This is a genomic window from Halomonas sp. KAO, from assembly GCF_015595025.1.
In the GTDB taxonomy this organism is placed as follows: Bacteria; Pseudomonadota; Gammaproteobacteria; order Pseudomonadales; family Halomonadaceae; genus Halomonas.
On sequence record NZ_JADNRL010000005.1, the window covers coordinates 31,317 to 54,614 of the forward strand.

The window sequence follows — 23,298 nt, forward strand, 5'->3', positions numbered from 1 at the left end:
AGCTCCCAACGACAGGAGGCGCCCCGCGGGGCGCCTCCTGTGATGCTGCACAAGCCTGCGGGATCACGACTTGTCGTGGTCCAGCTCCTCGCCCGGCAGCACGTCTTCGCCATTGAAGTAGGCGCGTGCCAGCTTGAACACCACCGGCGACAGCAGTGCCAGGGCGATCAGGTTGGGAATCGCCATCATGGCATTGAAGGTGTCGGCCATCAGCCAGATGAAGCCCAGGCTCGCCAGCGCCCCCACCGGAATCGCCAGCACGAACAATACCCGGTAGAGCATGATCGAGCGGGTGCCGAACAGGAACTGGAAGCACTTCTCACCGTAGAAGGACCACCCCAGGATGGTGGTAAAGGCAAACACCGCCAGTGCCAGTGATACCACCTCGTTGCCCAGGCCCGGCAGTGCCGCGTCGAAGGAGAGCGCGGTCAGCGAAGCGCCGGCCTCGCCCGTCTTCCATACGCCGGCCGTCAGGATCACCAGGGCGGTGATGGAGCAGACGATGATGGTATCGATAAAGGTACCCAGCATCGCGATCAGACCCTGGCGAACCGGGTTCTTGGTCTGCGCCGCGGCATGCGCGATGGGCGCACTGCCCAGGCCCGCCTCGTTGGAGAAGATCCCGCGCGCCACGCCGAAGCGAATGGCCGCCATCACGGCCGCACCGGCGAAACCACCGACGGCGGCGTGGGGATTGAAGGCGTAGGTGAAGATCATGCCGAAGGCGCTGCCGATCTGGTCGGCGTTGATCGCCAGCACGAACAGACCCGCGATCACATAGGCGATACCCATGATCGGAACCAGCTTGCCCGCCACCTTGGCGATCCGCTTGATGCCGCCGAGGATCACCGCGCCGGCCAGCACCATGATCACCACACCGGTGACCCAGTGGGGCAGCCCGAAGGTGCTGTCGAGGGCGTCGGCCACCGAGTTGGACTGCACGGTATTACCGATGCCGAAGGCGGCGACGGCGCCGAAGAAGGCGAAGGCACCACCCAGCCACAGCCACTTACGACCCAGGCCATTCTTGATGTAGTACATCGGACCACCGATATGGTAGCCGGTGCTGTCCGTTTCCCGGAAGCGAACCGCCAGCACCGCCTCGGCGAACTTGGTGGCCATGCCCACCAGGGCGGTGATCCACATCCAGAACACCGCACCGGGGCCACCCAGGGCGATAGCGGTGGCCACGCCGGCGATATTACCGGTGCCGATGGTCGCCGACAGCGCGGTCATCAGGGCGTTGAAGGGCGAGATCTCGCCATCCTCCTCGCCCTTCGACTTGCCATCGGGGGTGTGCTTGCCATCACGCCCCTGCCACATCAGCTTGAAGCCTTCCCCCAGCTTGCGGATCGGCATCAGCTTGAGGCCAGCCTGCAGGTAGATCCCCACCCCGAGCAACAGGATGAGCATCAATGGCCCCCAGACCACGCCGTTGATGGCGCTGAAGATACTGTTCAAGGTTTCCACGTGAATCTCCCTAAGCGGTTTATTGTTATGCGCTGCGGCTCACCGCCCACTGTTCGCACCTCGATCAACGAACGACGGGCAACCGATCCGTGAACCTGTACCGCGAGAATCGATCACCATGGCTCTGGCGCATGATTCGCCGCAGCATGGCTAACCGGCCATGCGAACCCCAACACAATCCCGCGTAACATAGCGGATTTTATGGTCATCGCACCACCCAGACGAACGACGCACGTTCAACCGTCGCCCCTCCGCCTCCCTCATGTTTCCGATCAGAAACATGAAGGGGGTGACGGCGCCAAAACTGGACGAATACCTCGCGACCCGCCACCCTGAGTGACGAGCCATCAGAGTGAGCCCCTGGCGATGATGATGGACTCGCCAAACGCCGCCGATGGCGGTAGCATTCCCCTGTCTGGAAAAACTTTTCTTATAGGAAATATCGATGAGCTCTATTCCTGCCAATCTGCGCTACGCCGACAGCCACGAGTGGGTCCTCGACAATGGCGACGGCACCGTGACCATCGGCATCAGTGATCATGCCCAGGAAGCCCTGGGTGACGTCGTCTTCGTCGAACTGCCCGAGTTGGGCCGTACCCTCGAGCTCAAGGAGGAGTTCGGTGTGGTCGAGTCGGTCAAGGCCGCCTCCGACCTCTACGCCCCGGTGGCCGGCGAGGTCATCGAGGTCAACGAGGCGCTGGAAGACGCCCCCGAGACGCTGAACGAGTCCCCTTATGAGGATGGCTGGATCATGAAGGTGCGTCTCGAGGACGCCACCCAGATCGACGACCTGCTGGACGCCGACGGCTACCAGGCCGTGGCCAGCGCCGACGACTGATCCTGCGCTGATTGCCTCACTCCCCGGCCCGCTGGGTCGGGGCTTCCACGTTCTACCGTGCCGCCTGTGACGGCGACCGGTCCTTACTTTATCGACAGGGTGTGACATGGCTCTCGACAACCGCCGCCTGGCCGATCTGGCCGCTCATGATGCCTTTATCCAACGCCATAACGGACCCCGCGAGCAGGACGTGAAGGCCATGCTCGCCGAGCTGGACATGCAAAGCCTGGACACCCTGATCGAACGCACCGTGCCCAGCGATATTCGCCTGGGCCGGGAGCTCGACCTCGAACCGCCGCGTAGCGAGGCCGAGGCACTCGACTACCTCAAGCGCCTGGCCGCCCAGAACCGGACCTACAAGAGCTATCTGGGACAGGGCTACCACGGTACCCACCTGCCGACGGTGATCCAGCGCAACGTCCTCGAGAACCCCGGCTGGTATACCGCCTACACGCCCTACCAGCCCGAGATCTCCCAGGGCCGCCTTGAAGGGCTGCTCAACTTCCAGCAGATGGTCATGGACCTGACCGGCATGGAGCTGGCCAACGCCTCGCTGCTCGACGAGGCCACCGCCGCCGCCGAAGCGATGGCCCTGTGCAAGCGCGCCAACCGGAAGGCCAAGAGCGATGTCTTCTTCGTCGCCGATGATGTCCTGGCCCAGACCCTGGACGTGGTGCGCACCCGTGCCGCCTACTTCGGCTTCGAACTGGTCGTCGCCCCGGCGGAACAGCTCGCCGAGGTCGATGCCTTCGGCGCCCTGCTCCAGTACCCTGGCGAGAGCGGCCGGGTGACCGATCTGGCGCCGCTGCTGGAGGCGGCCGGCAAGCGCGGCATCATGACCTGCGTGGCCGCCGATATCATGAGCCTGGTGCTGCTCAAGGAGCCCGGCGCACTGGGTGCCGATATCGTCGTCGGTACCACCCAGCGGTTCGGCGTCCCCATGGGCTTCGGGGGACCCCATGCCGCCTTCTTCGCCACCACCGACAAACTCAAGCGCTCGATCCCGGGGCGCATCATCGGCGTCTCCAAGGACAGCCGTGACGGCCAGGCGCTGCGCATGGCGATGCAGACTCGCGAGCAGCATATCCGCCGCGAGAAGGCCACCTCCAACATCTGCACCGCTCAGGCACTGCTGGCCAATATCGCCGGCTTCTACGCTGTCTACCACGGTGCCGAGGGGCTGCGCACCATCGCCGGGCGCATCCATCGCCTGACCACCCTCCTGGCCCTGGGCCTTCAGGAGAAAGGGGTGGCACTGGCCCACGACAGCTGGTTCGACACCCTGCGCCTGACCGGCGTCGATGCGGGCAAGATCCACGGGCGCTGCCTCACCCATGAGATCAACGTCCGTTACTTCGACAATGGCGACGTCGGCATCAGCCTGGATGAGACCACCACGGCCCACGATCTCGACGTTCTCTTCGACGTGCTGCTCGGCGAGGAGCATGGCCTCTCGGTTCGCGAGCTCGACGAGCGGGCGCTGTCCGATGGGACGAGCGGCATCCCCGCGGCCTGCCGCCGTGAGAGTGACTTCCTGACCCACCCCACCTTCACGCGCTACCGCAGCGAGACCGAGATGCTGCGCTACCTCAAGCGCCTGGAGAACAAGGACCTGTCGCTGGCCCACGCCATGATTCCGCTGGGGTCGTGCACCATGAAGCTCAACGCCACCAGCGAGATGATCCCCATCACCTGGCCGGAGTTCGCCACGGTGCACCCCTTCGTGCCCCGCGACCAGGTCGCCGGCTACAAGCAAATGATCGACGAGCTTTCCGCCTTCCTGGTGGAGATCACCGGCTACGACCATATCTCCATGCAGCCCAACTCCGGGGCCCAGGGCGAGTATGCCGGTCTGGTGGCCATTCGCCGTTACCAGGCGTCCATCGGCGAGGGGCATCGCGATATCTGCCTGATCCCCAGCTCGGCCCACGGCACCAACCCCGCCTCTGCCGCCATGGTCGGCATGAAGGTCGTGGTGGTCGAGTGCGACGCCGAGGGCAATATCGACATCGCGGACCTGCGGGCCAAGGCGGAAAAGCACAGTGATGCCCTGTCGGCGATCATGATCACCTACCCCTCCACCCACGGCGTCTTCGAGGCCGGGGTACGCGAGGTGTGCGCGGTCGTTCACGAACATGGCGGCCAGGTCTACGTCGACGGCGCCAACATGAACGCTCAGGTGGGCCTCTCGCGCCCCGGCGACTTCGGCGGTGATGTCAGTCACCTCAACCTGCACAAGACCTTCTGTATCCCCCACGGTGGCGGCGGACCGGGCATGGGCCCGATCGGTGTCAAGGCACACCTGGCCCCCTTCGTCTCCAACCATGTGGTAACACCCATCGACGGTGTCAACGCCGAGTGCGGCGCGGTATCCGCGGCGGCCTTCGGCAGCGCCTCGATCCTGCCGATCTCCTGGGCCTACATCAAGATGATGGGCGCCCGGGGACTGCGTGAGGCCACCGAGCTGGCGATCCTCAACGCCAACTATATCGCCAAGCGCCTGGGCGACCACTACCCGGTCCTCTACAAGGGGGAGAACGGTACCGTGGCCCATGAGTGCATCATCGATATTCGCCCGCTCAAGGCCAGCTCCGGCATCAGCGAGGAAGACATCGCCAAGCGTCTGATGGACTATGGCTTCCACGCCCCGACCATGTCCTTCCCGGTGCCGGGAACGCTGATGATCGAACCCACCGAGTCGGAATCACTCTACGAGATCGACCGCTTCTGCGACGCCATGATCGGCATTCGCGAAGAGATCACCCGGGTCGAGGCCGGCGAGTGGCCCGTCGACGACAACCCGCTGGTACGGGCGCCCCACACCATGGCCGACCTGATGGATGACGGCTGGGAGCGCCCCTACTCGCGCGAACTCGGTGCCTTCCCCAGCGAGGCCGTCAAGGCAGCCAAGTACTGGCCGGCGGTCAACCGGGTCGACAACGTCTTCGGTGATCGCCAGTTGATCTGCTCGTGCCCGAGCATCGACGAGTATCGCGACTGACGCCCGCGAGGCAGCTGCGCGTCATGTCAAAGGGCCCCGCTGGTGCGGGGCCCTTTTTTGTGCTGTGGCAATTCTTTGTACCGTGGCAATTATTGTACCGTGGCATTTTTTTACTACGGCAATGGCTCGACCTCAGGCGAGTCCCCATAGCCATGCAGGGCGAGACGACGCTGCTCGCGAAAGTCCTCCAGCAGCCGGACATAGCGGCGCGGCATTTCGCTACCCGCCCGGGTGACGCGATAGAGGGTTTCATATACCGCCACGGGCAGCTCCAGCGCCTTGACCTGACGCTGCCAGGGCGATGTCTCGAGCACGGGCCGTGATACCACCGTAAAGCCCAACCCCCGCGCCACGGCATCCATCACCATGCCCACTTCATTGGTGAAGCCCTGGCGGCGGAAGTGGCTCATGGAACGAAACTCGCGGGGGAAGTTGCCGCGCAGCAGGGCGCTGGCATGATTCAGCCCATCGAAGTAGCTGATAAAACCGATCCCCATCAGCTCGGCCAGGCCGGTCCCGGCGAAATCCGCCGGAACCACCAGGCAGAGTGGCTCGTGATGCCAGAGTGTCACCTCGAGATCGGGATGGCGCATGGGCTCGGTGACGATACCCAGGTCATAGCGGCCGGCCAGCACATCCTGGGAGATCTCCTGATTGAACGCGAAGCTGTAGCTGACCGTCAGTTCGGGATGCATCTGCTGCTGCCCGAGCAGAAAGGGGTAGAGCATCGCGCCCACGCTGCCTGGCGAAGCAAGCCGACAGTCTCCCGAATAGGTCGAGTCGGCGTCCAGGGAGTGGCGAAACTGCTCGTGTTCGGCGAACAGCTTGAGGGCATAATCATAGACCCGCCGCCCCGCCTCGGTCAGCGTGAAGCGCCGTCCGTGACGCTCAAGTAGTGACTTGTCCAGATAGCGCTCGAGCTTGCGCACATGCTGACTGACCCCGGGTTGGGTCATCTCCAGTCGATGCGCGGTCTGGGTGAAGCTGCCGGTCTCGACAAGGGTGATGAAAGTTCTGAAGTAGAGCGCGTTAAACATGTGGGATCACACGACGAGTGGAGAAATGATTCTATCACTGCAATCAGGCGCGGCGTGATAGCATCAGAAGTGCACGTTTCCGCACGACAAGGACGCCCACATGCCCGATACCATCTCTACCACCATTTCGCCGGAAGGCAGCCTCGAGATTCTCTCTCAGCATGAGGTGGCGCGGCTGCATGACACCTCCCGCGCCGGTCTGCACGACCTGCTGCGCCGCTGTGCGCTGGCCGTTCTCAACTGCGGCTCGCCCACCGACGACGGCCTGGCCCTGATGGAGGCCTACGCCGACTTCGATATCGAGGTAGTGCCTCAGGACCGGGGCATCCGCCTCAAGCTGACCAATGCCCCGGCCGAGGCCTTCGTCGACGGCAAGATGATTCGTGGCATACGCGAGCATCTCTCCTCGATACTGCGCGATATCGTCTACGTCTACAACGAGATCCAGGGCCACCAGCGCTTCGACCTGACCACCGGCGAAGGGACCACCAACGCGGTGTTTCATATCCTGCGCAAGGCCGGCACCCTCAAGCCCGGCATCGACCCGAGCCTGGTGGTGTGCTGGGGCGGCCACTCGATCTCACGGGAGGAGTACGACTACAGCAAGGATGTCGGCTATCAGCTGGGGCTGCGCGACCTGGATATCTGCACCGGCTGCGGTCCCGGCGCCATGAAGGGCCCGATGAAAGGGGCCAACGTCGCTCATGCCAAGCAGCGGCGCCATCAAGGGCGCTACCTGGGGGTCTCCGAGCCCGGCATCATCGCCGCGGAGGCACCCAATCCCATCGTCAATGAACTGGTGGTGATGCCCGATATCGAGAAGCGCCTTGAGGCTTTCGTTCGCCTCGGCCATGGCATCATTGTCTTTCCCGGTGGGGTAGGCACCGCCGAGGAGATCCTCTACCTGCTGGGGATCCTGCTGCATCCCGACAACGCCGACATGACGATGCCGGTGATCTTTACCGGCCCGGCCAGCAGCGCCGACTACTTCCAGCGCATCGACGAGTTCCTCGTCTACACGCTGGGCGAGGAGGCACGCCGCCGCTATCGCATCATCATCGACGACTCCATCGAGGTGGCACGCGCCATGCGCAAGGGCGTCGACGAGGTCACCGAGTACCGCTGTGCACGCCAGGATGCCTTCTACTACAACTGGCGGCTGACCATCGACCGCCACTTCCAGGCTCCCTTCGAGCCTACCCACGAGGCCATGGCCAACCTGGCGCTGGACAGCCAGCAGCCGGTACACGAACTGGCCGCCAACCTGCGTCGGGCCTTTTCGGGCATCGTCGCCGGCAACGTCAAGGAGCAGGGTATCCGCGCCATCAAGGCCCACGGCCCCTTCCGGCTCAAGGCCGAGCCCGAGCTGATGTCACGCCTGGATGCGCTGCTCGACTCCTTCGTCGCCCAGGGGCGGATGAAGCTTACCGGTGACTACGAGCCCTGCTATACGCTTGGGTAAGCCCTCGCCGGGACAGCCCCCCGAGGGTATGGGAGACTGTCCCGGCTATCCACTAGACAGCGGCTTCACCCAGAGACCAAGGGCATGCAGCAGCAGCCCCAGGGTGGTGCCATGGGAGAGCCATAGCTCCCAGCCGATAAAGTCGCTGAACAGGGCATGCCAGCCGCCCATTCCGGCGACACCGGCCAGTAGGCATAGTCCCAGGCGACCCAGCAACCGAGGCAGACGCGCCCTGTCGGCCACATCCAGCAGTCGCCACTGCAGCACGCCCACCAGGCAGACCACGGCCAGCGCCATCAGCATCAGGTTGAAACGGTTGCCATGACCGCCCACCAGATAGCGCGGCAGGCTGGCGAGCATCAGCAGGGCGAGACCCAGCAGCAGGCTGAGCCGTTCGGCGGTCGGCTGGCCACCCATCTCAGGCGACCTTCAGCTGCTGTGACTCGATCCACTCCTCGACCCACGGAATGGCCGCATCGTCGGCCATGAAGGTCTCCATGGCATCGACCTCGAGACGCTCCCCCAGCCGCTGGGCGCCCTGCCCCTCCAGCAGTTCATCGAGCTGGCGGCCGGCACCACAGAAGGTATCGCCGTAGGAGCTGTCCCCCAGGGCAATCAGCCCGTAGCGCAGCGAGCCGAGCCCCGGACTCTTCTCGGCGATGGCCTGGGCAAAGGAGGCGAAGCTGCCGGGGTAGTCACCGCTACCGGTGGTCGAGACACAGAACAGCGCCAGGTCGGCGTCGGCGGCGGTCAGGTCCTCCAGAGTGGGATTCTCGAAGATCTCCACCTCATGCCCCGCCTCCTCGAACAGTGGCTTGACCTGCTCGGCAACATCCAGAGCGCCGCCATACATGGTTCCCACGAAGATATTGAGTTTTGGCATGTCACGGATTTTCCTAATAAATTTGCGTAAATGGTAACATATCTCGCGATTGCCCCGCATCCGGCGTGAGGCAAGCCGCTGCCGACCCGGTCTCGACCCGGATCCATCGCGGGGCACTATGTCGCATGGCAACAATCTCATCTCCGCCTCGACCCGCGTATAATAGGGGGTTTCACCCCTGACGGAGATATCATGCAGCAGACGTTCGAGGCATGGATCACGCCGCTGATGATCGGCGGCCTGATCCTCTTCATGTGCTTCATCATCTGGGACCTTGCCAAGAAGTCCAATGCCGGCCGATTCGGCACCATCATGCTGTTTGTGGTGCTGGGCGCAGGCATGCTCGGCTATGTGCTCAAGGTGATCATCACCTGGGTCCTGGAGAACGGTGGCGCCGTATAGCCATGCCCAGCATGAAAAGAGCAGCATGAAAAACAGGAAGGGCCACCCCATCGGGGTGGCCCTTCGTTCTTGACGAGTCGTTACCGGCTGTTATCGCTGGAGGGTGATGCCGTCGGCAGCGTCAGTGGTGCTCTCCACGATACCCTTCGACCTGACTCTTCAGCTTCTGCCCCGGCCGGAAGGTCACCACTCGACGCGCGGAGATGGGGATCTCCTCGCCCGTCTTGGGATTGCGCCCGGGCCGTTCGCGCTTGTCGCGCAGATCGAAGTTGCCGAAGCCGGACAGTTTGACCTGCTCGTTCTCCCTCAGGCACCCACGGATCTCCTCGAAGAAGGCCTCTACCATGGACTTGGCCTCCCGCTTGGAGAGGCCGAGTTCGGCATGCAGGTGTTCGGCGAGCTCCGCCTTGGTCAGTGCACCCATCGCTGCTCTCCTCTCCAGGCCCTTGCGGGCCCGCTAGACGATCGACACCCACCTGCCTCGCCCCGTGGAGATACCCCACTACGTACGTAGCTCGGCCCCCAGGTGTTGCCGGGACTCGTTGACGATGGCATCGACCAACTGATTGATTTCCTCGTCATTAAGCGTGCGCGAAGGATGCTGCCAGGTCAAGCCCAGGGCAACGCTCTTGCGCCCTTCCGGCACGCCCTTGCCCTGGTAGACGTCGAACAAGCGGCATTCGCTCAGCCACTCTCCCGCCTCGGCACGCAGGGTGTCCAGCAGCGCCTGCACGGGCAGATTCTCATCCACCAGGAACGCCAGATCGCGGCGCACCTCGGGGTAGCGCGATAGCGGCATAAAGGCCGGCACACGGCCGTGGGTCAGGGCATCGAGGCGAACCTCGAAGAGCAACGCATCGACCTTGAGTCCCAGCTGGGCACGCACCGCCGGATGCAGGGTGCCGATCCAGCCGGCCTCCTCACCGCGATACAGCAGACGGGCACACTGCCCCGGATGCAGTGAGGGGTGCTCGGCGGGCTCGAAGCGCCACGCCTCGGCATCACCGCCCATGGCCATTAGGCTCTCGAGATCGCCCTTCAGGTCGAAGAAGTCGACCGCCATACGCTCGGCGGCCCAGCCCTCCGGTTCGCGGCTGCCACATACCAGCGCGCCCAGCATCGGCACCTGTGCCAGATCATCGAGCTCGCCACGAAAGATGAGACCGGTCTCGAACAGCCGGACCCGGCTCTGCTGGCGATTTAGGTTGTACTGCAGGGTCCGGATCAACCCCGGAAAGAGGCTGGCCCGCATCACCGAGAGGTCCGCGGAGATGGGGTTGGCCAGCACCGGCGACACCGCCTCGGGAAGCAGTGTCTTCTGCAGCTCGGGCGCGACGAAGCTGTAGGTCACCGCCTCCTGGTAGCCACGCGCCACCATCTGACGCCGCAGGCGGGCCAGCGGCGTGCGCGCCTCATGATCGCTGCGCAGACCCAGACGGGCCTGGGGGCGGCGGACCGGTAGGCGGTTGTAGCCATGGATACGCGCCACCTCCTCGATGAGATCCTCCTCGATGGCGATATCGAACCGCCAGCTCGGCACCTCGGCACGCCATTCGGCATCGGTCGCCTCGACATCCATGCCGAGCCGCTCGAGTATCTCGCTCACCTCCTCGACGGCAAACGTCTTGCCGAGGGCCTGCTCGAGCCGTGTACGCCGCAGAGCGACGCGACGCGATGCAGGCAGGTGGTCGTCGCTGGCTACCTCGACCAGGGGCCCGGCCTCACCGCCTACGATATCGAGCAGCAGGGCCGTGGCCCGCTCGACCGCCTCACGGGTCAACTGGGGGTCGACACCGCGCTCGAAGCGATGAGAGGCATCCGTGTGCAGGCCATAGTCACGCGCCTGACCGGCCACCGCCAGGGGCGTGAAGAATGCCGACTCGAGGAAGATGTCGCGGGTCTTCTCGTTGACGCCCGACTGCTCCCCGCCCATCACCCCGGCGATGGCCAGCGGGCCGCGTTCGTCGGCGATCACCAGGGTCGAGGCATCGAGGCTGACCTCCTGGCCGTCGAGCAGCACCAGACGCTCTCCCTCCCGGGCCAGGCGCACGATCACCGCACCGCGAAGGTTGTCGCGATCGAAGGCATGCAGCGGCTGCCCCAGCTCGAGCATCACATAGTTGGTGATATCGACGACCGGGTCGATGCTGCGCACACCACCACGGCGCAGGCGCTCAACCATCCACAGCGGGGTCTCGACGGTGACGTCGACCCCCTTGATCAACCGCCCGATATAGCGGGGGCAGCGCTCGGCGTCCTCGACGCGAACCGCAAAGGTCTCATCATGGCTCGCCGGTACCGCCTCGCATGCGGGGCCCTGAACAGGAAGACGGTTGAGCACGCCGACCTCACGGGCCAGGCCCTTGAGGCTCAGGCAGTCGCCGCGGTTGGGGGTCAGGTCGACCTCGATGGTGCAGTCGTCCAGCCCCAGCCAGGCGCGCAGGTCCTCGCCCTTCGGTGCATCGGCGGGCAGCACCAGGATGCCCGGGGAGGTCTCCTCCTCGAGCCCCAGCTCGGACGCCGAGCAGATCATGCCACGGGACTCCTGCCCCCGCAGCTTGGCCTTCTTGATCTTGAAACCCGACGCCTTGGCGTCATCGGGCAGCACCGCGCCCACTCGAGCGAAGGCCACCTTCTGCCCCGCCGCCACATTGGGTGCACCACAGACCACCTGAACCGGTTCACCGCTGCCATCGTCGACCCGGCAGACGCTGAGCTTGTCGGCATCCGGGTGCTGCTGCTTCTCTACCACCTCGGCTACCATCACGCCCTCGAAGGCCGCCGCTACCGGCTCCACGGCATCGACCTCGAGCCCTGCCATGGTGATCTGGTCGGCCAGTGCCTGGGTTGCCAGCTGAGGGGAAACCCACTCGCGCAGCCAGTGTTCGGAAAATTTCATGACAAATCCTATCGCTGTGTTCTGCGTTTCCGGTGGACGATCAGGCGAACTGGCGCAGGAAGCGCAGGTCGTTGTCGAAGAACAGCCGCAGGTCGTTGACCCCATAGCGCAGCATCGCCAGGCGCTCGGCTCCCATGCCGAAGGCGAAGCCGGTATAGCGCTCGCTGTCGATGCCGGCGTGCCGGAACACTTCGGGGTGCACCATGCCGCAGCCCATCACTTCCAGCCAGCCGCTGTGGCCACACACCCGACACCCCTCGCCTGCGCACATCACGCACTGGATATCGACCTCGGCGGAGGGCTCGGTGAAGGGGAAATAGGAGGGCCGGAAGCGCACCGAGAGATCGTCACGCTCGAAGAAGGCATGCAGGAAGTCCTCGATCGTGCCCTTGAGATCGGCGAAGTTCACCCCCTCGTCAACCAGCAGTCCCTCCACCTGGTGGAACATCGGGGTATGGGTGAGATCCGAGTCACTGCGGTAGACCCGCCCGGGGCAGACGATACGAATCGGCAGACTACCCTCCTTCATGGTGCGCACCTGAACCGGCGAGGTGTGGGTGCGCAGCAGCCGGGTAGCGTCGAAGTAGAAGGTGTCGGCCATGCCCCGCGCCGGGTGATGGGCGGGAATATTGAGCGCCTCGAAGTTGTGGTAGTCATCCTCGATCTCGGGGCCCACCGCGACGTCATAGCCAACGCGGGTGAACAGGCTCTCGATGCGCTCCAGGGTGCGAGTCACCGGGTGCAGCCCACCGCTGGGCTGACCACGCCCGGGGAGGGTCACATCGAGTCGCTCGGCGGCGAGACGCGCCTCAAGGGCGGCCTTCTCGAGAGTGGCCTTGCGCGACTCAAGCTCGGCCCCCAGGGCCTGCTTGGCCTCGTTGATTCGCTCGCCGGCAGCCGGGCGCTCGGCGGCGGGCAGCTTGCCCAGCCCCTTGAGCAGCGCGGTGATCTCGCCCTTCTTGCCGAGGTAGCGCACGCGCAGCTCGTCCAGTGCCGGGATGCTGTCGGCGGCCTGGATCGCCTGGCGGGCCTCGGTGACCAGGTTGGGAAGGTGGTCCATCCGTTGCGCTCCGAATTCGATACGTAAAACACAGGGCTAAAAAAACAGGGGAAGAGCGGCTGCTCTTCCCCTGCGACGCCTACAGACACCCGGCAGAAGCCGGGTGGCCGAAAATGACGCTGTCTCTTACTGGGCAGCCTTGGCCTTCTCGACGATGGCAGCGAAGGCTGCCTTCTCGTTGACGGCCAGGTCAGCCAGGACCTTGCGGTCGATCTCGATTCCGGCCTTCTTCAGGCCACCGACGAAGCGGCTGTAGGACAGGCCATGCTGACGGGCACCGGCGTTGATACGCTGGATCCACAGGGCACGGAACTGACGCTTGCGCTGACGACGGTCGCGGTAGGCGTACTGGCCTGCCTTGATGACCGCCTGCTTGGCGACGCGAAAGACGCGGCTCCGGGCACCGTAGTAACCCTTGGCCTGCTTGAGAATCTTCTTGTGACGGCGACGGGCGACGACGCCCCGCTTGACACGAGTCATAGCTTACTCCTGACGAAAAATGGTTCTACCAAGGGTCTTACAGGTTGGGCAGCATCCGCTGAATGAGCGGCTTGTCCGCGTCGTGAATCTGCTTCATGCCACGCAGTTGACGCTTACGCTTGGTGGACTTCTTGGTCAGGATGTGGCTACGGAACGACTGCTTGTGCTTGAAGCCGTTGGCCGTCTTCTTGAAGCGCTTGGCAGCGCCGCTGTTGCTCTTGATCTTCGGCATGAGAATAACTCCGCTCGAGGTTCTTCAGAAAACCCGAGGCCGACGCAAGGCATGACACCTTGCGCCCGTTGAACCGGCCACCGGATCACTTCTTTTGGTACTGCTGGTACCGCTTACTGCTTCTTCTTGGGCGCAATGATCATGATCATCTGACGACCTTCCATCTTCGGGAAGGATTCGACACTCCCGAGATCTTCGAGGTCGGCAGCGATCCGCTCCATCAGCTTGCGGCCGATGTCCTGGTGCGCCATTTCACGACCGCGGAAACGCAGCGTGACCTTGCCCTTGTCGCCCGCTTCGAGGAAACGCGTCAGGTTCTTCATCTTGACCTGATAGTCACCCTCGTCGGTGCCAGGCCGGAACTTCACTTCCTTGACCTGAATCTGCTTTGTCTTCTTCTTCTGAGCCGCCTTCTGCTTCTTCTGCTCGAAGACAAACTTGCCGTAATCCATGATCTTGCAGACGATCGGATCGGCATTGGAAATCTGCACGAGATCCATACCGGCGGTCTCGGCGCGCTCCAGCGCCTCGCTGGTGGGCACGATGCCCAGCTGCTCGCCGTCGCTGTCAATCAGGCGAACCTGATCATCGGTAATACGCTCGTTCATGGGCGGACGCTTGTCCTGGGGACGTCCACGTTGGTTGCTACGCTTGATGTTCCGTCTCCTTAGGCAATTGACGAATGTCTCTCACCGAGCTCTTCTCCGAGGCGCGCCATGAGGTCATCGACCGTCATGGTACCCAGATCTTCACCACTGCGCGTACGCAGGGCGACCGAATCGGCTTCGACTTCCTTATCTCCTACCACCAGGAGATAGGGAACTTTCTGCAAGGTATGCTCCCGGATTTTAAAGCCGATCTTCTCATTCCTCAAGTCCGCCTTGACGCGCAAGCCGAATTTCTGCAGCCGACGCTCGAGATCCAGCACGAACTCACGTTGGGAATCGGTGATATTGAGGATCGCCACCTGCTGGGGAGCCAGCCATAGCGGCATGGCGCCGGCATGATGCTCGATCAGGATTCCCAGGAAGCGCTCGAACGAGCCGAGGATCGCACGGTGCAGCATTACCGGTGTCTTGCGGGCACCATCCTCGTCGACGAACTGGGCACCCAGCCGTCCCGGCAGATTGAAGTCGAGCTGCAGGGTACCACACTGCCAGACCCGATTGAGGCAGTCGCGCAGGGAGAACTCGATCTTGGGACCGTAGAAGGCGCCCTCGCCCGGCTGAAGCTCCCACTCGAGGCCGGTGGAGTCGAGCGCGGCCTCGAGACCCGCCTCGGCGCGATCCCACAGCTCCGCCTCACCCATGAAGTCATCGGGGCGCGTCGACAGCTTGAGCTCTACCTCGTCGAAGCCGAGATCCTTGTAGACCTTGAGGGTCAGGGCAATAAACGCCTCGGCCTCGGACTGAATCTGCTTTTCCGTACAGAAGATATGGGCGTCATCCTGGGTGAAGCCGCGCACCCGCATCAGACCATGCAAGGAACCAGAGGGTTCGTTGCGGTGGCAGCTGCCGAACTCCGCCAGACGCAGCGGCAGATCCCGATAGCTCTTGAGGCCCTGATTGAACACCTGCACGTGGCAGGGGCAGTTCATGGGCTTGATGGCGTAGTCGCGCTTCTCCGACTCGGTGGTGAACATCAGCTCGCTGTAGTGTCCCCAGTGACCGGACTTCTTCCACAGCGACAGATCCACCACCTGGGGCGTCTTGATCTCCTGGTAACCATTCTCGATCTGCACCCGACGCATATACTGCTCGAGCGCCTGATACATGGTCCAGCCGTTGGGGTGCCAGAACACCATCCCCGGCGCCTCTTCCTGGAGGTGGAAGAGATCCATCTTGCGCGCCAGCTTGCGGTGATCGCGCTTCTCCGCCTCCTCGAGGCGCTTCAGGTAGGCCTTGAGCTGCTTCTTGTCGGGCCAGGCGGTGCCATAGATGCGCGTCAACATGGGCTTGGTGGCATCGCCCCGCCAGTAGGCACCGGCCAGCTTGGTCAGCTTGAATGACTTCAGGTGCCGGGTATTGGGCACATGCGGCCCCCGACACATGTCGACATACTCTTCATGATGATAGAGCCGAATCGTCTCCCCTTCGGGGATTTCCCGCACGATCTCCTGCTTGTAGGGTTCGTCGCGGTGCAGGAAGGCGAGCATTGCCTTGTCGCGATCGACATACTCGCGAACCACATCATAGCCCTTGTCGATCAGCGCCTTCATGCGCTGTTCGATGGCTTCGAGGTCCTCGGGGGTCGCCGAGCGGCCAAAGTCGATATCGTAGTAGAAGCCATCATCGATGACCGGGCCAATGGCCATCTTCGCATCGGGATAGAGCTGCTTGACGGCATGACCGATCAGGTGGGCACAGGAGTGACGCACCACCTCCAGCCCCTCGGGGTCCTTGGCGGTGAGGATCGCCACCTCGGCATCACGATCGATGATATCGGCGGCATCCACCGGCACTCCGTCGATCTTGCCGGCCACACAGGCCTTGGCGAGTCCGGGGCCGATATCCTCGGCCAGTTGCATCACGCTCAGCGGGGCATCGAAGCGTCTCTGGCTGCCGTCAGGCAGGGTCACGATTGGCATGAAGGGGTCCTTTCGCGCAGTGGTGGCCCATACGAAAGACCACATGTCGCAGTGAACAAAGAGTGAAAAGGTGCTTGTCAGCCGGAACCCGGCCATCGCCATGATTAGAGAAGAACTGCTCCAGGCGAGACGGTGCCGGGCCGGATGACGCGCCACGATAACAAAGCACCACTTATGGTGCCACTGTGCCGACGCAACAGGGGCGCCCTGAGGCGCCCCTGAAGGCGAGTCGAAACTCGCCGTGAACACGAACCCGGACTTACTGGCTCATGATCTCCACACGACGGTTCTGGGCACGGCCGGCGTCGGTCTCGTTGGTGGCGACCGGACGCTCTTCACCGTAGCCCACGGTACGCATGCGGTTGCCGGCAACGCCCTGGCTCACCAGGTAGCTGCGCACGGAGTCGGCGCGATCCTTGGAGAGACCCAGGTTGTACTCGTTGGTACCGATGGCATCGGTGTGACCGGCGATGGTCACGCGCACCTCGGGGTTGTCGTTGAGGGTACGAGCAACCTGATTCAGCTCGGACTCGGCGCCCGGGCGCAGCTCGGCGGAGTCGAAGGCAAAGGTCACATCGCTCTGCAGGGTCACCGGCTCGAACACGGGCTCGGGCTCGGGCTCCGGCTCGGGCATCGGCGCGGGCTCGGCCACCGGCTCCGGCGTGTCGGCACACAGCATGGCACCAATGGCGGCACCAGCGGTCCCGCCAATGGCGGCACCGTCATCCTCATCGGACTCGCTGCTCGAGGCATAGCCGATACCGCCGCCGATGACACCACCGGCCAGGCCGCACACCATCGGGTGCTGGTACCAGGGCTTGTCGACAGAGGAAGTACTGTTGGAAGTGGCGCAGCCGGAGAGGCCGACCACCAGAGCAGATCCGAGCAGCAAGCCAGTCGTGGACTTCTTCATGTGAAACTCCTTCTCTTTGCTTTTTTTCGCTCCAGGGTAGGCAACCGCTTGCCGCCTCCCAGATGATCCCGACGATCAGGCACTGCGATCTTTGCCGCAACACCCATGCCGAAAGCGTCTGCCACGCGTGTCAGACCGTTCTCGGCACACTGCCAAGCTTGCCGCAGCTAAGCAGCTTATTCAATCGTCTAGGGATAGACTAGCAAATCCTGACGGTATCGCACAGTGTTCGATAAAGCACCCCTGCGCGCCTGAACCTCAATGCAGACTCGCCGGCCAGTCGCGCCGAAACACCAGCGCGGCCCGTGCGGCCTCAAGCACGGCATCGCGATGCTCCTCTTCGACAGCAAGGCGCTCCTTGTCTTCCTTGAAGCGCTCCTTGGGAGAAAGCGCCTTGCGAGCTTCATGGGTATGAAGGTGGCGAGTCAGCGCATGGACCTCACCGAAGGGGCGAAAGCTTTCACGCTCCAGCAACCGCGAGTCGAGGATCTCGAGCAACACCTTGCAACGCCATACGCCCTCGGTGATATTCACCTGCTCCTGCAGCAGTGCCGAGGCCACCAGCTCCAGGTTCTCAAGACAGTTTTCATGGGCCCGACGCAGCTCGTCCTGCTGTCTGGCCCGCCGCCGTCGAACCTCACGCCACAGGGTAAAGGCGTAGGCACCGAGGCCGGCGATGACCACCAGGGCTAGGCCGGCAAGAATCAGGGCGGTGGTGGAGCTCATCGAGTATCACCATGACATGACAGAAAGTGGGCGTACGATTCTACCCCCTTGCAGGTCGCGACCCCAACGTTCCTCGACCCGATGCCCGGCGGCGCATGCCCCTGACGCTACGCAGGATTCTTGAGTACAATGCGGCCGCCTCATTGTCAGGCACTCACCCTTTCGATGCACTCACCCCGGTAATGGAACCCGCCATGCCTGATCACTCCAGCTCGCCCAGGGCACCGGCTCCGCCCGCACTCGCCGCCAGGATCGGCCTGTGGCTTGGCCCCGCCCTGCTGCTCCTCACCCTGCTGTTACCGCCTCCCGCCCAGATGCCGCCGGCGGCTTGGGCCTGTGTCGGCATGGCGCTGTGGATGGCCGCCTGGTGGTCTACCGAGGCGATCCCGATTCCTGCCACCTCGCTGCTCCCCATGGTGCTGGTGCCCGCACTGGGGCTGGGCAGCATGGGCGAGGCGACCGCCAGCTACGCCAACCCGATCATCTACCTGTTCCTGGGCGGCTTCCTGCTCGGCATCGCCATGCAGCGCTGGGATCTGCATCGCCGCCTCGCCCTGCACGTGCTCAAGCTGGTGGGGCACCAGCCACGCCGGCAGATCGCCGGTTTCATGGTCGCTACCGGCTTTCTCAGCATGTGGGTGTCGAATACTGCCACCTCGATCATGATGCTGCCCATCGGCATGTCGGTGATCAGCCTGCTCGGCGACAGCGACCCCGAGGAGCTGCGCCGTTACGCGACCGCCCTGCTGCTGGCCATCGCCTACTCGGCCAGCATCGGCGGTGTCGCCACCCTGATCGGCACGCCACCCAATGCCCTGCTGGCCGGTTACCTGGCCGAGGACCGCGGCATCGACCTGGGCTTCGCCCAGTGGATGCTGGTGGGCCTGCCGATCAGCATCACCATGATGGTGGCGGCCTGGTGGTGGCTGACCCGGCGCGGTTTCAAGCTCGATGCGGCCAGCCAGAGTGCCGAGCTGATCGATACCGAGCTGGCCAACCTCGGCCCGATGTCCTCCGCCGAGCGCCGCGTGGCGGTGCTGTTCTCGCTGGCCGCCATCGCCTGGGTGGCACGCCCGCTGCTCAACGACTTCGGACTGCCCTGGTTGACCGACACCGGCATCGCCATCGCGGCCGGCATTGCGCTGTTTCTGATCCCGAGCGGGGGGCAATCCCGCGAACGCCTCCTGGCCTGGGGCGATGCCCAGCAGGTGCCCTGGGGCATCCTGCTGCTGTTCGGAGGCGGCCTGGCCCTGGCCGGCACCATCACCCGTACCGGCCTGGCGGAGTGGATCGCCGGCCAGCTGGGCATCTTCGGTACCCTGCCGCTGCTGGCCATGATCGGCATCGTGGTGCTGGTGATCATCTTCCTGACCGAAGTGACCTCCAACACCGCCACCGCCGCGGCCTTCCTGCCACTGCTGGGCGCCCTGGCACTATCGCTGGATATCTCGCCGCTGCTGGTCACCGTGCCGGCCGCCATCGCCGCCAGCTGTGCCTTCATGATGCCGGTGGCCACGCCGCCCAATGCCATCGTCTTCGGCACCGGGCATATGAAGATACAATCGATGATCCGAGCCGGCTTCGCCCTGAACCTGGCCGGCAGCGTGGTGGTCACCGTAATGGCCTACCTGCTGGTCGTCCTGCTCTGGTAGCCCTGTTCTGATAGCCCTGTTCTGATAGCCCCGCTCTGACAAACCTGATCTGACAAACAGGCAGCAGACCAGCACGACACGGCCCGGCAATCGCCGGGCCGTGTCGTTTCTCGGGGGCGTGCGCTCTCGCCGGCGTCACTCCCCCACTTACTGGATCGCCGGCGCCAGCCACAGCGTCCAGGCCTGGGCATAGTGGTCCAGCAGCAGCACGCCGAACAGCCCCAGGATATAGCGGATCGAGAACCAGAAGGCGGCCAGGGGCGCCCTGGGGTCCTGTCCCCGCCAGACGCGGTAGTTCCAGAACATGAAGCGCGCATTGAGCGCCATCACCCCGACCAGATAGACCGCACCACTCATGCCGATCACGAACGGCAGCAGCGTCACCGCCACGGTCAGCCAGCCGTAGAGCCATACCTGCAGGCGGGTGAAGGCCACGCCGTGGGTCACGGGCAGCATCGGCACCCCGGCACGGGCGTACTCATCACGCTTGTGCAGCGCCAGCGCCCAGAAATGCGGTGGCGTCCAGGCGAAGATGATCAACACCAGCAGCAGTGGCTCGGGTCCCACCTGGCCGGTGACTGACGTCCAGCCCAGCAGCGGCGGTGCGGCACCGGCCAGCCCACCGATCACGATATTCTGGGGCGTGGCATGCTTGAGGAAGGTCGTGTAGACCAGCGCATAGCCGATCAGTGACCCCAGGGTCAGCCAGGCCGTCAACCCATTGACCTGCCACACCAGCAGCCCGAGGCCGGCCAGCGACAGCAAGGTGGCCCAGGCCAGGGCGATGCTGCCGGGCATGCGTCGGGTGGCGAGCGGCCGCCGCGCGGTGCGCAGCATCATGGCATCCAGTCGCCTGTCGACCACATGGTTGAAGGCCGCGGCCCCGCAGGCGGTCAGACCGATGCCCGCCAGGCCGAAGAAGACGACCCCAAGCGAGGGTAACACCGGCCGCGCCAGCGCCATGCCGACCAGGGCACACACCAGCATCACCAGCACCACGCGTGGCTTGCACAGGGTAACCAGGTCTCGCCAGCCCCAACTGCCCAGCGAAGGGGGTGCGAGCTCGGAGACGCGGATCTCGGTGGTCAGTGAATCATCAGACATGGACCCACTCCTTCTTCTGCTGCGTTCTGGGTTGTGATCTGTGCGGGGAGGGTTCGAGAGAGCGCCACCGCCAGGCAGCCAGCGCCAGGCTCAAGACCAGCCCCACAGCCCCCGCGGTATGCAGCAGCGCCAGCCATAGCGGCAGCCACAGCAGCACATTGGCGACACCCAGGGAGAACTGCACGGCGTAGGCCAGCACCAGCGCCAGCAGGGGTCCACGCATCGCCCTCTCGCGCCGGTAGCCGGCCCACAGTCCCAGAATGGCGAGACCCAGCGCCAGCGCGCCCAGACGGTGTCCCACCTGGATGGCGCTGCGTGCCTCGGCATGCAGCTGACCATGTAGGTAGTTGGGCCCGACGCTCTGGGTCAGATGAAACCCCTCGCTCCAGTCCAGGGCCGGCCACCACTGGGAGTTACAGGTGGGGAAGCCCTGGCAGGCGATGCCGGCATAGTTGCTCGAGACCCAGCCCCCCAGGGCCAGCTGGATCACCAGCAGTGCCGCGGCCAGTCCCCATAGCGGGGTGAGACGACGACGGGGCGGCGCCACGTCTCCCAGGGTCAGATTCCCGCTGGCACAGCGGCGCAGGCGCAGATGCAGCCACAGAAACACCAGCATCACGCCAAGCCCGCCGAGCAGGTGCAGCGTCACCACCTGGGGCCACAGCTTCAGCGTCACGGTGAAGGCACCGAACGCCCCCTGCACCATGATCAGCCCAAGCAGTCCCAGGGAGAGCCGCCAGGGGTAGTCGGCATGGCGCCGCAGTGGCCAGCCCAGCACCACCAGGGCGATCACCAGCAGGCCCAGGGCGGAGGCCACATAGCGATGGATCATCTCCATCCAGGCCTTGGCGCTCTCCAGGGGCGAGTCCGGGCTATGCGCCAGGGCTCGTCCCTCATCGGGCACCACCAGGGCGCCGTAGCAGCCCGGCCAGTCCGGACAGCCCAGCCCGGCATCCACCAGACGTGTCCAGGCGCCGAGCAGAATCACCCCCACCGTGAACACCACTCCCGCCAGACTCAGCGCCTTGAGCAGTGCCAACCGCCGACGTGCTGCATGCATCGCCAACCCTCCCTTGCCGTATGGGCTCAGCGCCCCGCCAGTTCCTGGCCAGCCTGCCAGGGTGCCTCCGGGTTCATGCGCAACAGGCGAGCCAGGTCTGCCTTGACCGCATAGGGGTCGGCCTCGGGTTCATAGCCGAGCACCACCTGACCGCGAGGATCGATCACCCACAGCCGGCCCGGCTCGAGCCAGGCGGGGCGCTCGGCCCACTGCCCGACCACCGCCCCGGGCAGCGCATCATCAACGCCACCCACGCGAAGCCGGCTGACCCTCGGTGCGTCGCTGCCCAGTGCCCGATGCAGGCGCCACCACTGATCGCTGAGCTCTTTACAGCGCTCGCCGCAGTCGAACGCCAGGACCCAGTCACCGGAGACCGCGGGTGCCATCGACGTGTTCAGTGGCCACTCGGCCAGCTCCGGCACGCCTGGTGCCAGTTCACCATGCGCGGTGCGCCCCTCGGGAATACCGATACGCCATAGCGCCATCACCGTGGCCACCAGCACCGGCAGCGAGAGAAACAGCAGCAGCGCCGCCAGCTTGAGCCGTCCATAGGGGGTGGCATGGGACATCGTCATGATCGATCCTCCGTGGGTATCTCATCGGGATGCCGCCCCATGCGCCGGCCACCGAGCACCATCACCACCAGCGCCGCCAGCGCCAGCCCCCACCATTGCACGGCATAGCCGATGTGGCGACTCGGCGGCATGACGCTCGGTGACCACCAGGCGGGCAGCGCGCCGGGCCCCTCCTCCAGGTGCAGCCAGCCGGCGTGGGCGAAGTCGAGCGACCAGGCATCGAGTTCGATCCGCTGGAGCCTGGCGCCCTCTCGATTGGGTCCGAACAGCGGGGCGCCATCCCCTGCCGCCTGCCAGCGGCCGCGCAGGGTGATCCACCCATTGGGTGTCGCCACTTCGGGGTCGGCACGACTGGTCCCGGTCTCCAGAAAGCCACGCTGCACCAGCCAGACGCGACCATCATCGCCACGCAGCGGCGTCAGGGGTGCCACCCCCAAGCGCCCCTCGTGGGTGCGGTTATCCAGAAACAGGGTCTCATCGGCCAGGTACTCGCCGGACAGCGTCAGCCGGCTACCCTCGGGGGGAACCTGTCGGGGATCGACAAGCGCCGGTGCCGCCTCCAGCCGCACCAGGTAGGCACGTTTCTGCTCGCCACGCTCCCACTGCCACGCCCCCAGCGCCACCCCCAGCACGACCAGCAGGGACCAGAGCGTCCACCACAGGCGTTGCCGCCACCATCCTGGGCGGGCATGCTGGGAAATCTTCATATCCAAGGAGTGCGCCATGCTGCTCAAGATCCTGATTGCCCTGGTGTTCCTGGCCATGGTGACCAGCCTCGCCGCCGGTGCCGGCTTCCTGCTGCGCGACGACGCCGCCTCGCGGCGCCTGCTGGTCTCCCTCAAGCTGCGGGTGGCCCTCGCCGCCATCCTGCTGGCCCTGCTCTTCTATGGCTTCTACGCCGGCAACCTGGGCTGAAT

General features: G+C 64.6%; 23 protein-coding genes. 6 read left to right on the forward strand and 17 right to left on the reverse strand.

Annotated features, from left to right (window positions below; translation table 11 throughout):
- Positions 1-63: 63 nt before the first annotated feature.
- On the reverse strand, positions 64-1,470 hold the full coding sequence (locus IOC61_RS01330) for an alanine/glycine:cation symporter family protein (protein WP_195687095.1): 1,407 nt from the start codon (positions 1,468-1,470) through the stop codon (positions 64-66).
- 445 nt (positions 1,471-1,915) lie between these two features.
- Here IOC61_RS01330 and gcvH point away from each other — a divergent pair, with 445 nt between their 5' ends.
- Positions 1,916-2,308 (forward strand): glycine cleavage system protein GcvH, encoded by a 393-nt coding sequence (gene gcvH / locus IOC61_RS01335; RefSeq protein WP_195687096.1) that lies wholly within the window; start codon positions 1,916-1,918, stop codon positions 2,306-2,308.
- A gap of 106 nt (positions 2,309-2,414) precedes the next feature.
- On the forward strand, positions 2,415-5,309 hold the full coding sequence (gene gcvP / locus IOC61_RS01340) for an aminomethyl-transferring glycine dehydrogenase (RefSeq protein ID WP_195687097.1): 2,895 nt from the start codon (positions 2,415-2,417) through the stop codon (positions 5,307-5,309).
- A gap of 113 nt (positions 5,310-5,422) precedes the next feature.
- Here the strand turns inward: gcvP and IOC61_RS01345 are convergent, their stop codons facing one another.
- Positions 5,423-6,346, reverse strand: coding sequence for a LysR family transcriptional regulator (locus IOC61_RS01345; protein WP_195687098.1), 924 nt, complete (start codon positions 6,344-6,346; stop codon positions 5,423-5,425).
- Between the two features lie 100 nt (positions 6,347-6,446).
- Between IOC61_RS01345 and ppnN the strand changes: the two genes are divergently transcribed.
- The gene (gene ppnN, locus IOC61_RS01350; RefSeq protein ID WP_229332850.1) at positions 6,447-7,808 is read left to right on the forward strand and encodes a nucleotide 5'-monophosphate nucleosidase PpnN; all 1,362 of its coding nucleotides are present in this window, start codon (positions 6,447-6,449) and stop codon (positions 7,806-7,808) included.
- 45 nt (positions 7,809-7,853) lie between these two features.
- Here ppnN and IOC61_RS01355 read toward each other — a convergent pair whose 3' ends face one another.
- Positions 7,854-8,225 carry a hypothetical protein gene (locus IOC61_RS01355; protein ID WP_195687099.1) on the reverse strand — a complete coding sequence of 124 codons (372 nt, stop codon included), beginning with the start codon at positions 8,223-8,225 and terminating at the stop codon, positions 7,854-7,856.
- Position 8,226: 1 nt separating this feature from the next.
- Entirely contained in the window at positions 8,227-8,691 is a 465-nt protein-coding gene (locus IOC61_RS01360) for a flavodoxin (RefSeq protein ID WP_195687100.1), read from the reverse strand.
- Positions 8,692-8,883: 192 nt separating this feature from the next.
- Here IOC61_RS01360 and IOC61_RS01365 point away from each other — a divergent pair, with 192 nt between their 5' ends.
- Positions 8,884-9,093, forward strand: coding sequence for a DUF2788 domain-containing protein (locus tag IOC61_RS01365; protein WP_195687101.1), 210 nt, complete (start codon positions 8,884-8,886; stop codon positions 9,091-9,093).
- Between the two features lie 121 nt (positions 9,094-9,214).
- Here IOC61_RS01365 and ihfA read toward each other — a convergent pair whose 3' ends face one another.
- The 9 genes from ihfA to IOC61_RS01410 form a co-directional block, all read right to left on the reverse strand.
- Positions 9,215-9,517 (reverse strand): integration host factor subunit alpha, encoded by a 303-nt coding sequence (gene ihfA / locus IOC61_RS01370; RefSeq protein ID WP_132041108.1) that lies wholly within the window; start codon positions 9,515-9,517, stop codon positions 9,215-9,217.
- A gap of 78 nt (positions 9,518-9,595) precedes the next feature.
- A complete protein-coding gene (pheT, locus tag IOC61_RS01375; RefSeq protein WP_195687102.1) occupies positions 9,596-11,992 on the reverse strand; it encodes a phenylalanine--tRNA ligase subunit beta in 2,397 nt (798 codons plus the stop codon).
- Between the two features lie 40 nt (positions 11,993-12,032).
- Positions 12,033-13,052: a phenylalanine--tRNA ligase subunit alpha gene (gene pheS / locus IOC61_RS01380; RefSeq protein ID WP_195687103.1), complete on the reverse strand. Its 1,020-nt coding sequence runs from the start codon at positions 13,050-13,052 to the stop codon at positions 12,033-12,035.
- 126 nt (positions 13,053-13,178) lie between these two features.
- A complete protein-coding gene (rplT, locus tag IOC61_RS01385; protein WP_013332273.1) occupies positions 13,179-13,532 on the reverse strand; it encodes a 50S ribosomal protein L20 in 354 nt (117 codons plus the stop codon).
- Positions 13,533-13,569: 37 nt separating this feature from the next.
- Positions 13,570-13,764 carry a 50S ribosomal protein L35 gene (rpmI, locus tag IOC61_RS01390; RefSeq protein ID WP_132041111.1) on the reverse strand — a complete coding sequence of 65 codons (195 nt, stop codon included), beginning with the start codon at positions 13,762-13,764 and terminating at the stop codon, positions 13,570-13,572.
- 113 nt (positions 13,765-13,877) lie between these two features.
- A complete protein-coding gene (gene infC / locus IOC61_RS01395; protein WP_299233204.1) occupies positions 13,878-14,420 on the reverse strand; it encodes a translation initiation factor IF-3 in 543 nt (180 codons plus the stop codon).
- Positions 14,421-14,431: 11 nt separating this feature from the next.
- Entirely contained in the window at positions 14,432-16,351 is a 1,920-nt protein-coding gene (gene thrS, locus IOC61_RS01400) for a threonine--tRNA ligase (protein WP_195687105.1), read from the reverse strand.
- A gap of 259 nt (positions 16,352-16,610) precedes the next feature.
- Entirely contained in the window at positions 16,611-17,264 is a 654-nt protein-coding gene (locus IOC61_RS01405; RefSeq protein ID WP_195687106.1) for an OmpA family protein, read from the reverse strand.
- A 258-nt stretch (positions 17,265-17,522) separates the two neighbouring features.
- Positions 17,523-17,990, reverse strand: a complete 468-nt coding sequence (locus IOC61_RS01410) for a DUF2489 domain-containing protein (RefSeq protein WP_195687107.1) — start codon at positions 17,988-17,990, stop codon at positions 17,523-17,525.
- Between the two features lie 194 nt (positions 17,991-18,184).
- On the opposite strand from IOC61_RS01410, the gene IOC61_RS01415 reads away from it, so the two are divergent.
- The gene (locus IOC61_RS01415) at positions 18,185-19,642 is read left to right on the forward strand and encodes an SLC13 family permease (RefSeq protein WP_195687108.1); all 1,458 of its coding nucleotides are present in this window, start codon (positions 18,185-18,187) and stop codon (positions 19,640-19,642) included.
- Positions 19,643-19,789: 147 nt separating this feature from the next.
- On the opposite strand, the gene cyoE is transcribed toward IOC61_RS01415, so the two are convergent.
- From cyoE to IOC61_RS01435, 4 genes are read right to left on the reverse strand one after another with little or no spacing between them, the layout of a single operon-like run.
- Positions 19,790-20,746, reverse strand: coding sequence for a heme o synthase (gene cyoE, locus IOC61_RS01420; RefSeq protein ID WP_195687109.1), 957 nt, complete (start codon positions 20,744-20,746; stop codon positions 19,790-19,792).
- Positions 20,739-21,806, reverse strand: coding sequence for a COX15/CtaA family protein (locus IOC61_RS01425; protein WP_195687110.1), 1,068 nt, complete (start codon positions 21,804-21,806; stop codon positions 20,739-20,741). The genes cyoE and IOC61_RS01425 overlap by 8 nt, the downstream gene beginning before the upstream one ends.
- A gap of 26 nt (positions 21,807-21,832) precedes the next feature.
- A complete protein-coding gene (locus tag IOC61_RS01430) occupies positions 21,833-22,381 on the reverse strand; it encodes a hypothetical protein (RefSeq protein WP_229332851.1) in 549 nt (182 codons plus the stop codon).
- Positions 22,378-23,106, reverse strand: a complete 729-nt coding sequence (locus IOC61_RS01435; protein WP_195687111.1) for an SURF1 family protein — start codon at positions 23,104-23,106, stop codon at positions 22,378-22,380. The genes IOC61_RS01430 and IOC61_RS01435 overlap by 4 nt, the downstream gene beginning before the upstream one ends.
- On the opposite strand from IOC61_RS01435, the gene IOC61_RS01440 reads away from it, so the two are divergent.
- Complete coding sequence (locus tag IOC61_RS01440; protein WP_195687112.1) at positions 23,105-23,296, forward strand: DUF2909 family protein; 192 nt, start codon at positions 23,105-23,107, stop codon at positions 23,294-23,296. The genes IOC61_RS01435 and IOC61_RS01440 overlap by 2 nt on opposite strands.
- Positions 23,297-23,298 lie beyond the last annotated feature (2 nt).